The sequence below is a fragment of the Bacillus sp. OTU2372 genome (assembly GCF_038440275.1).
Lineage (GTDB): Bacteria > Bacillota > Bacilli > Bacillales > Cytobacillaceae > Neobacillus > Neobacillus bataviensis_B.
Genome location: NZ_JASATK010000004.1, coordinates 244,495 through 258,222 on the forward strand (window position 1 = coordinate 244,495; position 13,728 = coordinate 258,222).

Consider the following 13,728-nt stretch of genomic DNA (forward strand, 5'->3'; position numbering starts at 1 on the left):
CGAAAGGTTGCTCTTTAACCTTTTGGACGGATTGGCTTGTGACCTCGAGGGGCTAGGCGCTGGAGCTGGACAATTCTCTAGGTATAATCTTTTATACTTTCTTACCTATTAAAGAAAAGCCTCCAATCCTAATGTGAATGGAGGCTTTTCTAGATTATTTTTTCCACACCCGTTTATTTTCGACACGCTTGGTAAGACCTTTTGCGTCCAATCTTTCTAAAAATGGGATCATATATTTTCTCGATAGGTCGAGAACATCCTTTGCCGCTCCGACATCGAATTCTGCTCCCGTTCCGCTTTGAAGCTTTTCAACTGCTTCCATAAATACTTCCCCATGATAAGCAAATTGATCGTCAAGTTGCACGAGTGAATTTTGATCTTCAAGAAATTTTCTTAAATCATATTCGATCGAATCAGGTATACCTGCTGCAGAAAAATATTCTTTTAGATAGCGTACCTTCAGTCCATCCTTCTTCAAATCATGAAGAAGATTCTCTGTCCGCTTCGCCCAACTTTTCGGCACATGTGGGACAAATGTTGTGAGGGATACAAATTGTTCTTTTCTCTTAAACGCCCCATTGCTTATTCCATTTTCTACAACAACATCAAGCAATGATTTAGGGAACCTTTTTTGCAGGGACTGTAAGAGTTCCGCTTTATTGATCCCGGGCTTCATCGAATGAGTTTGATGGAATTCTTGGAGTTGGTCAAAAATATCTTCTTCAATTGCATCAATTAACAGTGTAAGTGTATACTCCTTGCCATTATATAAAACAAATTCCTGATTAGTTAAATGGTCTGTTAAGGTCGTTTCATCCAGTGCCGTCCGTTTTATTAATTCAGTTAGAGTGAGGCTTTTTGCTTCCATAAGTGCAGCCGTAATTCGTTCCCTTGGTGTTCCTGCTTTCTTCTTTTCAAGCTCTTCAATCGTCTCATTTCCGAAGCGATATTTATTTGCTCTCGGGTCGATCACCCAGCCTCCGCCAATTGTCTCTTGAGGACTTGGGCGTCTCAGGATAAAACGGTCACCCCGCTTTGTCAGAATCTCCTCTTCAAGCCGAAGCTGACAAAGAATTTCCCCATTTTCTTCTTTAATCTCATTACGATCAAAGAAAACAATCCGGCCCATTACCTCGGCGGTTCCTATATGAAGCTTAATAGGCATCCGCTGCTTAACAATATGTTCAAGATCCTCGACAACGCGAATCGCAACATCTACTGTTTTGGTCACAATAAAATGCTCGGAGGAAACTAAAACAGCACCTCGTTCGAGCTCTTCCTTTGATACATTTGATAGGTTAATTGCTGCCCTTTGCCCAGCGTAGGCTTTCTGAGCTGAATGATGATGGACCTGAATTTGCCTTGCCCTAACTTCAAGGCCTTTTGGCATGATTTTAAGAACTTGTCCCTCTTCCACCGTTCCTTCATAAACAGTCCCGCGTACAACGGTCCCTTGCCCTTTGACAGTAAACACCTGATCAATCGGCAGACGAAAAGCCCCCTTTGCATCTCGCATTTCTTGATCCTTTAAGGTTTTTATAATTAATTCTTTTATTTCATCAATGCCTTTTTTGGATAAACTATCAACTAGAACAAAGGGGGCATCCTCAAAAACAGTCCCTGTAAGTTCTCCTAAAATGTCATCTTTCACCAATTCAATAAACTCTTCGTCTACCCGGTCTATTTTTGAAATGGCGATAATACCATTTTTCACACCTAAAAATTTTAAAATGTCGAGATGCTCCTTTGTTTGCGGCATAACCCCTTCATCCGCTGCTACCACAAGAACAACTAAATCAATCCCGGCTACCCCGGCAATCATTTGACGGATAAAGCGTTCATGACCTGGAACATCAATAACAGATATTTGAATTTCTTGGTCTTCATAAAGGGGCGCAAAACCCAACTCAATGGAAATTTTCCGTTCCTTCTCTTCCTTTAAACGGTCGGTATCAACATTGGTTAATGCTTTCGTTAATGAGGTTTTCCCGTGATCAATATGGCCGGCCATCCCAATCGTAAAATAACGTTTTTCCAAGATAAACACCTTCTTAATCGTTCTACCATACTACTGTAGCCTTAAAAACATATTTGTTCAAGCGAACTTTTTTAGACAGATGAATACTCGTTCAACCAGTGATCTCCTGGTATGTTTATAATTTCTTTTTTTTAAAAAAATTTCATCTAATTAGGCAAAAAGATACACAAATTTTATAAAATTTATTATAATAAATCTAAAGAATTTGCACGAGTGCAACTTTTGTTGATTAGCGAACAAACCTTGCGCCTACGAAAAACAAATTGAGAAAGGATGGTGTCTTATGAGTCAAACAAATTCACTTGCAGTTGATAAGGCTCGGGCCGCAGAACTTAAGACGGTTTCTGCTGCAAGAGATGCCATAAATGGAAAAGTAAAAGGGATTCGGGCTTTAATACCATTCCTTGGTCCAGCCTTTATTGCATCAATTGCTTATGTAGATCCGGGAAACTTTGCAACCAATATACAAAGTGGTGCCCGTTTTGGTTATAAAATGCTTTGGGTCATTGTTTTAGCGAACCTGATGGCGATGCTTCTACAAAACATGTCAGGTAAACTTGGAATCGCTACTGGAAAGAGTTTACCTGAAATATGTCGTGATCGGATGCCAAAATGGTTAACGATAATTATGTGGGTTGTTTCGGAGCTTGCTGCTATGGCGACCGATCTGGCTGAATTTTTAGGTGCGACTCTTGCTTTAAATTTACTTGCAGGGATTCCGATGTTATACGCTACTATTATAACTGGTATTGTTACCTATCTAATATTAATGCTTGAAAGATTCGGCTTCCGGCCGTTAGAAAAGTTTATTGCGGCTTTCGCGATGTTAATTGGTTTATGTTACTTAGTAGAAACGATACTATCACAGCCTGATTTTTCACAAATCGCTTATCATAGTGTCGTTCCATGGCTCGGCAATAATGAAAGTATCATGCTTGCGGTTGGTGTGATTGGAGCTACGGTTATGCCGCATGCGATCTATCTACACTCAAGCTTAACCCAGAATCGAATTGTACCAAGAAATGATACTGAAAAGATTAAAATACAAAAGTTTAGTACAAAAGAGATTATTATTGCCATGACACTTGCAGGCTTCGTTAACCTTGCCATGATGTATATGGCTGCATCCGTATTTCATACAACCGGGCAAAGTCATATTGCCGATTTAACAACAGCCTACCATACGCTTACACCTCTTTTAGGCTCGGCTGCTGCTAGTGTTTTCTTAATTTCCTTGCTTGCCTCCGGTATCTCAAGCTCAGTGGTCGGAACGATGGCCGGTCAAGTGATCATGCAGGGGTTCGTCGGCTTTAGCATTCCGTTATGGATTCGGCGGTTAGTAACCATGCTTCCAACTGTTATTATTGTTGCGCTTGGCGTCGATCCAACCCAAACACTTATTATTAGCCAGATAATCCTAAGCATTGTCCTTCCATTTCCTATTATTGCGCTGATTTACTTTACTCAGAGGAAGGATTTAATGGGCGTGCTAACGAATAAAAGAATTACCACTGTTCTATCTTCCCTATTTGCCTTAATCATCCTTGGCTTAAACATTTGGATGGTTGTGCAGGTTTTGATGGGTTAAACGAAAGAACAAAAGCGCAAGCGCCTTGAACAGCCCCGACAAGCATAAGACGCTTAGGGAAAGAGGGCGTTCTTTGCCTTCATTCCCTAAGTGGCTTATGACCTCGAGGGGCTAGGCGCTGTAGCTGGACGTCGACAGTCCTTTTATTAACAGTTATCCACAAGCGAAAATTTTATAATTTCCTACGATAAAAAAGAAAAACACCAGCTCACTTAGGTTGGTGTTTTTCCTTTATAAAATGACTTATATATAAACCAGGTACCACCTCTTGATCAGAAACAAATTGGAAACCATTTTTCAAATATAAATTTTTAGCGGGAGGGTTTTCCTTACCTGTTGATACATATAAAACAGATATATCTTCGTTCTGTTCCTCTACTTTTTTCAGCAGCTTTTGGGCAATTCCTTTCCTAAAATGGCTCGGATGAACGACCATGCGGCAAATCGTCAATTCATGTTCCTTAACCGTATAGGAGATTGCACCTGCAAGGGTTTCCCCTTCAAAATACCCTAAAAATGTTTCATCACAAGCTCCTAAATCTTCGATGGATTCTGTTAAGGGGGGAATCTCAAAAAAATTAATTAATTGGGCTTCAATCTGGTAGGATGCTCTTTGAAGATCATATACTTCTTTTACCGTATTCCTTAAATTTAAATCTAGTTCTCTTATCATTTTGCTTATCCTCCCACCTAATTTAAAAAATCCCCCACCAAGTGAGGGATAAAATCATCATGCAACCTTAATCGCTTTACCAAATGGCACGCGCGGTAAGAAATCCCCCGGGACAAGCCAAAATAGTTCAAAATCGACCTTTTCCATGTCTTCAGCGAAGAAGCCAGTGACATCGGTTATATAAAATAGTGTATCAATCTTTTCTTCTTTTGCCCACTCTAAAACTAATGTATAAGATGATTTCCCGTGAGTATGATACTTAATTGAATCGCTTTGGATCGGGGAAATGTTTCTGATTTTAAAATCTGCTTGAACCAGCAAGGTATCGGGCTTTAGCTGTTCAAACAGTTTCACTATGTTATTAATAAGAATTACTGGTGCCTCATTTGTAGAGGTATCTACTGCTAATGCGATCCTTTTATCCTGCCGCTGCTGAATCATAGAAAGTATTGTTTTATGCCATCTCAACCCCAACAACCCCTTTGTTTTGAATGAGTGAACTATCTTATTTTGGGCTATAGTACAAAGGGTTATGATTGGTTAATTGCGGGAAAATAGCTCTATTTTATTAATGAATCCTATAGTTGTCCGCTAAGAAATTCCAATCCTTCATAAAAATCGGCCAGAGGTTAGGACGTCGCCTTACTGCTAAAGGATGGTAACTTGCAGTAGTTCGATAACCATTGACTATATGTAATTTCCCGTGTAATTTTTTTACATCCACTTCAGAATCCTGAAAAAAGGACTGAACCGCTACATTGCCAAGGCAAAAAATAAACTCAGGCTTTTTGACTGAGAGCTGATGATTTAAATGCATCATGCATCTTCTCCGAACATCATCCTTATCATAGGCTCTGACAGGTTTTCTTATTAATATATATGTTACATACAAATCTTCATCGGCTATCCCTGCTTCTTTTGCTGCCTGTTGAAGTGTTTGTCTTGTCCCGCATACAAAGGATTCCCTTCCCGGTCTTCACGAGCCCCGGGATTATCAAGAAGAATCAAAATCGGTGCATTAGGGTTTCCTTCTCCCCAGATCATCCTTGATCCATGATTATCAAGCCCACATTCCCGACAATTTTTATATTTTTCCGGAGTCGGCTCCTCCGGCCATAAGAATGGACAATAATCCGACAATTGCTTTTCCCTCCGATTGTTTCATTGATTGTCTTAGGGTGCCTATTACTTAAGGATTAATTTCTCAGGAGATTTTTTGTATGTGCCGCTAATAATAAGATTATTGGTTAGAGTACTCCCGTTTTTTCTGTAAATATTCTTTTTCACATTTTAACAGTTTGTAATGAATGGCTTTTCCTTCTTCCTTTTTCTTTCCTACTACCACCCATTTGAGATCAGAAAGTTTCAAATGAATAGCCACATTTGTATTATCAGGCTGTTTATAAAGTAAATAGGCTTCGGCTGGTTGTATAAAAAGTGTCGGTTTGCCGCGAGATGCCACAATGAATTGTTCATGTAAGGATTGATAATTCTCATCGACTTCTTTACCGCCATAAATAAGATGGGCGGCTTCCAGGTCTTTATCTGAAACTTCTATGTAATGCTGATGATCTATATCTAGGCCAAATCCTGTAATAATATCCTTCATAATGGCTTTATTAAACTCTTCATCCCGATTTTTCATCCCCTCTAAGCAATCCGAAGATAACCTGGGCAGTTCATCTGCCCGGGTATTGAGTGGGCAAATTATGATGATCAGGCTCCAGATGATCATTGTTATTTTTTTCATTAAAGAAAATCCCCCCTAACGATAGTTGAACATATTATTCGGCATTTCCTGAGCTTCTATTCTTTTCCATGTCAATTGTCGATTAATCGCCGCTTATATGTATAGAACTTGACAGCTTCAAATGCTCATCCATGTTATAATAAAAATATTGATTATTCAGAAAAAATACATATTTAAACAGTAGAATGGGGGAGAAAATTTGAACGACGTGATCGTGGTTGGTGCTGGACTTGCTGGATTAGTAGCTGTTGCCGAACTGGCTGACGCTGGTAAGAAGGTTCTCCTTCTTGATCAAGAACCTGAAGCCTCTTTTGGCGGGCAGGCATGGTGGTCATTTGGCGGTCTGTTTCTAGTGGACTCACCTGAGCAAAGAAGAATGGGCATAAAGGATTCAAGGGAGCTTGCCTGGCAGGACTGGTTAGGAGCAGCAGGCTTTGACCGTGAAGACGATGAAGATTACTGGGGCAAAAAATGGGCAGAGGCCTATGTTGATTTTGCCGCCGGAGAAAAACGTCAATGGCTTTATGATATGGGGGTCCGTTTTTTCCCAGTGGTTGGCTGGGCTGAGCGTGGTGGTTATACAGCGGAAGGACATGGGAACTCCGTGCCCCGCTTCCATATCGTCTGGGGAACAGGTCCAGGAATTGTTAAGCCATTTGAGGAACGAGTCCGTCAGGCAATGGCAAAGGGCCTTGTTGACTATCGCCCACGCCACTGTGTAAATGAATTAATAAAGGATAACGGAGCCGTCATCGGCGTCCGGGGTAATATTCTAACCCCTAGTTCCGCTGCCCGCGGGGAAGCAAGCTCCCGTGAGGTAATCGGGAATTTTGAGTTCACCGCTCTAGCCGTTATGGTAACAAGCGGAGGCATCGGCGGAAACCATGAGTTGATTCGGAAAAATTGGCCTTCCCGGTTAGGTAAGCCACCAAAACATATGATTTCCGGTGTGCCTGAACATGTTGATGGCAGAATGCTCACGATTACAGAAAAAGCGGGCGGCCGAATTGTGAATCGTGACCGGATGTGGCATTATACGGAAGGCATTAAAAACTGGAATCCGGTTTGGCCTAACCATGGGATTCGTATTCTACCTGGCCCCTCCTCCCTCTGGCTTGACGCTAAAGGAAACCGCTTGCCTGCACCAAACTTTCCGGGGTTCGATACTCTTGGTACCCTTGAGGCAATAATGAAATCAGGTTACGATTATTCGTGGTTTATTTTAACACAGAAGATCATTGAAAAAGAATTTGCCTTATCCGGTTCTGAGCAAAATCCGGATTTGACAGAAAAGAGTATAAAAAAAGTACTGGCTCGTGTCCTACCCGGACCAACTGCACCGGTAAAAGCGTTCATGGACAAAGGGGAGGATTTTGTTATTGCAAAGACGCTGGATGAACTGGTTGCTGGAATGAACAAGTTAACTGGGGATCATCTCTTAAATGTTGAAGCAGTTAGGCGCCAAATTCTAGCGCGCGACCGGGAAATCGATAATAAATTTACCAAAGATCTACAAATTACAGCCATGCGCGGGGCCCGTCACTATTTGGGAGATAAACTAATCCGAGTGGCACCACCACATAAGATTCTTGATCCTAAAATGGGGCCGTTAATTGCTGTCCGCTTAAATATTGTCAGCCGGAAAACGCTAGGCGGCCTGCAAACAGATTTATCTGGAAGAGTGCTTGATGCTTCAGGAAACCCTGTTCCCGGACTATATGCTGCCGGGGAGGTATCAGGCTTTGGCGGCGGAGGTATTCATGGCTACCGCTCACTTGAAGGAACATTTGTCGGGGGCTGTCTGTTTACCGGAAGACAAGCTGGTTGTGCACTTGCACAGGAACTAAGTGGTTAAGTTTTGTGTTTGTTCCTGTTGGAATCTGATTACGGGTATTATAAGTATTATTTGTGACTGCTGAAGTTATCTTTCTTGGCTCAAGGTCAAAATTAAGATTTATTATGACTGTTTAATCCATTTTTCGGGATTAGCGGGCACAATTACCTTTTATTTTAACCGTTCCATTTATTTTTTCTGACTCGCGGGCACAATCACCCTTTATTTTGACCGTTCCTACTATTTTTCACGACTCGCGGGCACAATTATCTTTTATATTAACCGTTCCATTTATTTTTTCCAACTTGCGGGCACAATCACCCTTTATTTTGATCGTTCCTACTATTTTTCACGACTCGCGGGTACATACAGAATTCGAAAACAAAAAAGCAGTGAGATTCCCTATTAAAGGAAACCCACTGCTTTGTCAAATTAATTTGAAAACATAAACTCTGTCCGGCTGCCGGTCTGCCCGGCGATAACCTCAAGTCTCACATCTATTCTCTCTTTTAGCTCTGGCACATGTGAGATAATTCCAACCAACCGGCCGCTGCTTTGAATATCCATTAGTGCCTCAATCGCTTGGTCAAGTGATTCTGGGTCAAGTGTTCCAAAACCTTCATCGATAAACATCGTCTCCAATGAAACACCGCCAGCATAATTTTGCACTACATCTGCTAGTCCCAATGCTAACGAAAGCGATGCTTTAAAACTTTCTCCGCCAGATAACGTTTTAACATGGCGCTCCTGTCCGGTATATTGGTCAAACACCAGTAATTCCAATCCACTCTGGGCATTGCCTTTTGACCGATCTGTCTTCCGCTGCAACATATAGCGTCCAGAGGTCATCTTTCTCAACCGGACATTTGCTTCTCGTAAAATATCATCTAAGAAGGCCGCAAGCACATACCGTTCAAAGGTAATCCGTAAATGATTCTGTCCTCTAGCGATATCAGAAAGATCACCGATAATGCTGAAACGTTCCTCTAATGCCTTTACCTCGTTATTAAGACTCTCGACACGGCGATAAATTTCTTCATTGTCCCGTTTTTTAACAAATAAATCTGTTCGTTCATGAGTCAGCCTATCAATTTCAGTCATAAATTTCGACAATTCCAGCTTAATACCCTCAACATCAGGAGTTTTCACATCGGCTAGGAGCTCAGTTATTTCCTTCAACCGGTCGGAAACAGAGCGTAACTCCTCACGATAGCTGCGAATTTCATCCTGAAGACCTTGAATTTCTCCCTCATTCTTTTTAGAAGCAGCGTAGATCCCGTATTTTTCAAAACCTTGTTCGGATAATTTAGCTAAGAAGATACCTCGTTCTGTCTCGAGCTCCTGCTGTTTTGCTACTTGATGTTTCTCAGCATCTTGTAATCTAGCTGTTTCACTTGAAAGCTTTTCATTCACAACTTGGAGGCGTTTCTGTGCCTCTTCAAGCTGTTTCACTAACATATCATAACGATTTCGACAAGCTGTCAATGTCTTCTCATATTCAGCTTCGGAGCGAAGATTTTCAGGAATCACCTTCATCATCCTAGTAAGGTCCGTTTTCTTTTCAGTAAACTGAACCGTTAAATCACTCACCAATGCTGACAGCTGCTGAATTCCAGAATGTACTGCTGTTCTTTCAGTCTCTCTAGACTCAATCTCTGACTTAAGGGAATCAAGTAATTTAATTTGCTCCTCCAGCTTGTTTTGAAGTTGTACAAGCTCATTTTTAGCCAAAGTCGCCTCGATTTTTACATGTGCTAACTCTTCAACTGAAAATTCTGGACGGTCGACTCGTATTTCATTAATAATTTCCTGAACCGCTACCTGCTGTGATCGTTCTTCCGATTGACACTGATAAAAATTCGCTTCTACTTTTGATTTTTCCTTTTCCCATTGTAGAGCTTGTTCCTTTGCTGCATTCAGATCTTCTTCGGTTGGAATACTGTTTTCTTGTGCAATCGCAGGGGCAGGGTGGTTTAGGGAGCCGCAAACAGGACATGCTTCGCCAGTATGAAGGTTAGCTGCTAAAATCGCAGCCTGACCATGGATCCATTTTTTCTCCATCTCTTCGACAAGGGATTTAGCATCACGATATTGTGCCACCGTATTTTCGAAACGGCCGGTAATTGCGATTAAATTGTGTTCCGCCTTTTGATGACGTGCCAACAGTGTTTCAAACTTTTCAAGTCGGGTCAAATCGACTTTCAGTTTTTCAAGCTTACTCTTATTTTCTAAAAAAGTTAACTTCCCTGTTTCGATTTCTTCTTTATGGACCTTTAACGTTTGGATCCGTTCTTCCAATTTCTGAAGTCTTTGTTCATTAATCGATTGCTTTTCTTTTGCCGCTTTAAGCTCGTTTTCCTTTTGCTTTGTTTCATTTAATAATACCGCGAAGGAGTAAACATCATCTTTCATATTCACCAATCGATTCACTTCATCGAGGGCAGACTGCCGCTCCCCTTCACGCTCAAGCTCCGTTTGAAGCTGTTGTTCATATGCTTGAGAAAGTCCGTTCAGTTTTTCTATTTCACCAACAATCATGTTAACATTTTCCTGAAGCTGGTCTAACTCCCGTTTTAACCGGTGGCAAAGCTCCTCTTGTTTCGCTAATAGTGCAGCTTTTTGTGCCCGTTGAACCTGGATTTCTTTCTCGGTGTATATGTGCTCTTGAGCAAGTAATTGCGTTTTTTTCCCTTTTAACTCCTCTTTTGTTTGCAGCTGTTTTAGGAGCCTTTCTGCTTCAAAAAGCTTCCCCTTTAGTTTGTCTTGCTCCTGAATCTTGTCTGATAGTTGATTCGTTAATTGTTCAAGTTTTTCTTCCATGCCCGTAATTTCAGCTTGTAAAAGCGGTAAAATGACAGTATGATTCGCAGGATCATTTTCTAGAACTTGCCCGAGCTCATCATTTGTAAGGGGTTGGATCCGCCGTAAGGCTTCATTTCGTGCCTTTTCTTGATCTTCAACTGTCTTTTTCAGCTCCGTTGCTTCCTCTTTCAGCTTTTCTTCGATTAATTTATAAAACTGTGTGTGGAATAGCCGCTGGAGGATGACTTCTTTATCCTTACTGTCTGACGTTAGCAGCTTTCGAAATTCTCCCTGTGGAATCATTAAGATTTGCCGAAATTGATTAGCATCAATCAGCATGATTTCTTTAATTTTTTCTTCCACATCATTTGTTTTAGATGCTAACAATTTTTTCTCGCCATCTGCGTCCCACATATATAATTCCGCTTTCGCCCCAATAGTGGTAAAACCATCGCCTCTGTCTTTTTTCTTAAGCTGCTGCGGTGAGCGCGTAATCGAATAAACTTTGTTGCGGAGGGAAAAATCTAGTGAAACCTCTGTTAACAACTCTTCTGTTGCGAATTGACTGCGGAGTTCGGGCCCATTACGGTCTTCCCCACTGGCTTTACCATAAATAGCATAACTAATCGCATCAAAGATGGTTGTCTTCCCTGCACCTGTTTTTCCGGAGATAACAAACATTGTTCGGTTGCCAAGCAGGTTAAAATCAATCTCTTCTCTGCCTGCATAAGGACCAAACGCCTGCATGGTTAATTTTAAAGGTTTCATCTAACCCCCTCCTCTCGTAACACCTTTTGAATGATTTCTGTCATAACATCTCTTTTTTCTGTTGTAAAATCAGAGGTGGTCATGTCTGTGTAGAATTGTTCAAACAGATCGATTTCGGACTTTTTCTCACTTTTTAGGGCAATGTAGGATTGTTTTCTCTTGCTATCAGTGAGGTTAATCTTCTTTTCTAAATGAAGGACATTTGGGTAGACTTGACGCAATTTATTAATTGGATCAAGTAGTGCCCCCTCATCCAGCAGGGTAATTTTTAAATAATCATTCACTTGTTCATTTCCATAAAAGTTAGGGTCAAGTAATTCTTCTATGTGCCCTTCAATCTCGCGCATGTCATGTTTGGGTGTTAGCGAGCGATAACGGTGGCTAAAATTCCCCTTTTCATCCATTTCAATGATTGAAATGGACTTTCTTTGCTTTGCTTCCGAAAAAGAATATTTTAAGAGGGATCCTGAATACTTCACTTTTTCATGATTAATTGCATCAGGACTATGCAGGTGTCCAAGTGCCGTATAAGAGAATGGGGCAAATAATTCTGCACCAACACAGCCTGAGCCGCCCACAGATAAAATTCGTTCAGAATCTGAGGTTTGGCCGCCTAGAACAAAGGCATGTCCCACTAAAACATTCGGTTCATTCGGATTGAGGTTCTCTTCTATTTTTCCAATCAGGGCCTTCATTGCTTCTTGGTGGGAGTGGATGGAATCATCCTCTACTAGCTGGCGGACGACACCTGGCTCAGCATAGGGAACCAGATAAAAATTAACGCCATTAATCTGGACAGGCTTTAAGTTATTTGTAAGTTTACCAGTTAAGTAGAATTGGCTGTGTTTATACCATGAGCTGCCGAACGAAAGACGCTCCGCACTATCATGGTTCCCAGCAATGGCTACAACAGGTGTTTTTAGTTCAACATTGATTTTAAAAAGGATTTCATCTAATAACTCAACCGCATCGGTTGGCGGCACTGATCGGTCATACAGGTCTCCTGAAATGACAACGGCGTCCGGCTTCTCTTCTTCCACGATCGATACAAATTGTTCAAGTGCTGCACGTTGATTCTCTGTCATATAAACACCGTGTACTAGTTTACCTAAATGCCAATCAGCGGTGTGAATAAATTTCATTTGGGTCACCTCATGCATATTCGAATACTACTATTATAGCAAAATACCAATTGGAATGAGTCTGGAAATCACTTGTATATCTTATTGTGAACAATAAAAAACAGCCTGAGACTTTTGTCCAGGCTGTTGTAATGGTAGTTTTAGTAGAATTACTTTTTAGTTACGTTAGCAGCTTGTGGTCCACGAGCTCCTTCAACTACTTCGAAAGAAACTTCTTGACCTTCTTCTAAAGTTTTGAAACCTTCAGTTTGGATTGCAGAATAATGAACGAATACGTCATTTCCGTCTTCAGCTTCGATGAATCCGAAACCTTTTTCTGAGTTAAACCATTTTACTTTACCGTTTTTCATGTAAAAAAATCCTCCTATGGGCTTACACTTAAGCCATGTGTAAAATTCACCAAATTACAACGTGATAGCTTTACTTTCATTTCCTCATCCAAACATCGGTTAATACTTTGAACAAGCTTATAACATAAATCTAATCTCGTGTGCAACGGCTGTTTAAAATTTATCATTTTTAAGAAATTATGTCAAGAATGGTAGTTTTGACATATAAATACATGGTTCTACAATTCTCTATTTCTCTCATTTACATTCTACATTCCAAAAAGATATCCCAAAACATTTTTGTCGTAATTTGCGGAAAAATAATTGGGCGGATTAGAAAAGCATAATTGCTTTATACTATCGATTGTTGGCAATTTTAGAATTTCTATAAAATTTGAAGCAGGCTTTCATAATAAAAAAGCCGAAGACATTAATTCTTCGGCTGTGGCAGGACATCTTCTTCCTCTTCTTTAAACTTATCGAGTATGGTAATCGTATCTACTAAATGATTATTAAAAATCTGACGGGCAACGGCTAGCAGTTCAATTATCATTGGATCCTTCAAAGTATAGATAACCTTATTGCCTTCCTTTGTACCTGTAACAATATTTTTTGCACGTAAAATAGTCAGCTGCTGTGAAACAGCAGAACCTTCACTGCCAACAAGGGTTTGAATCTCATTAACATTTTTATCCCCTTCGGCCAGCAGTTCCAAAATGCGGATTCTTAATGGATGGGCCAGTGCTTTAAAAAATTCCGCTTTAAATTGCTGCATTTCCAAATTCAAATCATCACATCCTCATT

General features: G+C 40.7%; 12 protein-coding genes. 2 read left to right on the plus strand and 10 right to left on the minus strand.

All coding sequences use genetic code 11. From position 1 onward, the window contains the following. Positions 1–154 precede the first annotated feature (154 nt). Positions 155–2,038, minus strand: coding sequence for a selenocysteine-specific translation elongation factor (selB, locus tag AAHB15_RS10625; RefSeq protein ID WP_335573106.1), 1,884 nt, complete (start codon positions 2,036–2,038; stop codon positions 155–157). Between the two features lie 283 nt (positions 2,039–2,321). On the opposite strand from selB, the gene AAHB15_RS10630 reads away from it, so the two are divergent. Beyond that, positions 2,322–3,626, plus strand: coding sequence for an Nramp family divalent metal transporter (locus AAHB15_RS10630; RefSeq protein WP_335573107.1), 1,305 nt, complete (start codon positions 2,322–2,324; stop codon positions 3,624–3,626). A 208-nt stretch (positions 3,627–3,834) separates the two neighbouring features. Here AAHB15_RS10630 and AAHB15_RS10635 read toward each other — a convergent pair whose 3' ends face one another. From AAHB15_RS10635 to AAHB15_RS10655, 5 genes are all read right to left on the minus strand, one after another. Then, positions 3,835–4,299: a GNAT family N-acetyltransferase gene (locus tag AAHB15_RS10635; protein WP_342042354.1), complete on the minus strand. Its 465-nt coding sequence runs from the start codon at positions 4,297–4,299 to the stop codon at positions 3,835–3,837. A gap of 57 nt (positions 4,300–4,356) precedes the next feature. Continuing rightward, on the minus strand, positions 4,357–4,767 hold the full coding sequence (locus AAHB15_RS10640; RefSeq protein WP_098996829.1) for a hypothetical protein: 411 nt from the start codon (positions 4,765–4,767) through the stop codon (positions 4,357–4,359). Positions 4,768–4,867: 100 nt separating this feature from the next. Further along, positions 4,868–5,206, minus strand: coding sequence for a uracil-DNA glycosylase family protein (locus AAHB15_RS10645; protein ID WP_335573120.1), 339 nt, complete (start codon positions 5,204–5,206; stop codon positions 4,868–4,870). Beyond that, positions 5,203–5,439, minus strand: coding sequence for a hypothetical protein (locus AAHB15_RS10650; RefSeq protein WP_335573109.1), 237 nt, complete (start codon positions 5,437–5,439; stop codon positions 5,203–5,205). Before AAHB15_RS10650 ends, AAHB15_RS10645 begins: the two co-directional genes overlap by 4 nt. Positions 5,440–5,539: 100 nt before the next feature. Further along, positions 5,540–6,049, minus strand: a complete 510-nt coding sequence (locus tag AAHB15_RS10655) for a hypothetical protein (RefSeq protein ID WP_335573110.1) — start codon at positions 6,047–6,049, stop codon at positions 5,540–5,542. 199 nt (positions 6,050–6,248) lie between these two features. Between AAHB15_RS10655 and AAHB15_RS10660 the strand changes: the two genes are divergently transcribed. After that, positions 6,249–7,904, plus strand: a complete 1,656-nt coding sequence (locus tag AAHB15_RS10660) for an FAD-binding dehydrogenase (protein WP_335573111.1) — start codon at positions 6,249–6,251, stop codon at positions 7,902–7,904. 411 nt (positions 7,905–8,315) lie between these two features. Here the strand turns inward: AAHB15_RS10660 and AAHB15_RS10665 are convergent, their stop codons facing one another. From AAHB15_RS10665 to AAHB15_RS10680, 4 genes are all read right to left on the minus strand, one after another. Then, positions 8,316–11,453, minus strand: coding sequence for an AAA family ATPase (locus AAHB15_RS10665; RefSeq protein ID WP_342042355.1), 3,138 nt, complete (start codon positions 11,451–11,453; stop codon positions 8,316–8,318). After that, complete coding sequence (locus tag AAHB15_RS10670; RefSeq protein ID WP_342042356.1) at positions 11,450–12,595, minus strand: exonuclease SbcCD subunit D; 1,146 nt, start codon at positions 12,593–12,595, stop codon at positions 11,450–11,452. The genes AAHB15_RS10665 and AAHB15_RS10670 overlap by 4 nt, the downstream gene beginning before the upstream one ends. A 149-nt stretch (positions 12,596–12,744) precedes the next feature. Then, positions 12,745–12,945, minus strand: coding sequence for a cold-shock protein (locus AAHB15_RS10675; RefSeq protein ID WP_007083969.1), 201 nt, complete (start codon positions 12,943–12,945; stop codon positions 12,745–12,747). 409 nt (positions 12,946–13,354) lie between these two features. Beyond that, the gene (locus tag AAHB15_RS10680) at positions 13,355–13,711 is read right to left on the minus strand and encodes an ArsR/SmtB family transcription factor (RefSeq protein ID WP_144562100.1); all 357 of its coding nucleotides are present in this window, start codon (positions 13,709–13,711) and stop codon (positions 13,355–13,357) included. Positions 13,712–13,728 lie beyond the last annotated feature (17 nt).

What these genes read in the sequence shown, in the direction of transcription:
- AAHB15_RS10630 (WP_335573107.1), top strand. Translation starts at nt 2,322, where the DNA reads ATGAGTCAAACAAATTCACTTGCAGTTGATAAGGCTCGGGCCGCAGAA.
- AAHB15_RS10635 (WP_342042354.1), bottom strand. Translation starts at nt 4,299, where the DNA reads ATGATAAGAGAACTAGATTTAAATTTAAGGAATACGGTAAAAGAAGTA.
- AAHB15_RS10655 (WP_335573110.1), bottom strand. Translation starts at nt 6,049, where the DNA reads ATGAAAAAAATAACAATGATCATCTGGAGCCTGATCATCATAATTTGC.
- AAHB15_RS10665 (WP_342042355.1), bottom strand. Translation starts at nt 11,453, where the DNA reads ATGAAACCTTTAAAATTAACCATGCAGGCGTTTGGTCCTTATGCAGGC.
- AAHB15_RS10670 (WP_342042356.1), bottom strand. Translation starts at nt 12,595, where the DNA reads ATGAAATTTATTCACACCGCTGATTGGCATTTAGGTAAACTAGTACAC.
- AAHB15_RS10675 (WP_007083969.1), bottom strand. Translation starts at nt 12,945, where the DNA reads ATGAAAAACGGTAAAGTAAAATGGTTTAACTCAGAAAAAGGTTTCGGA.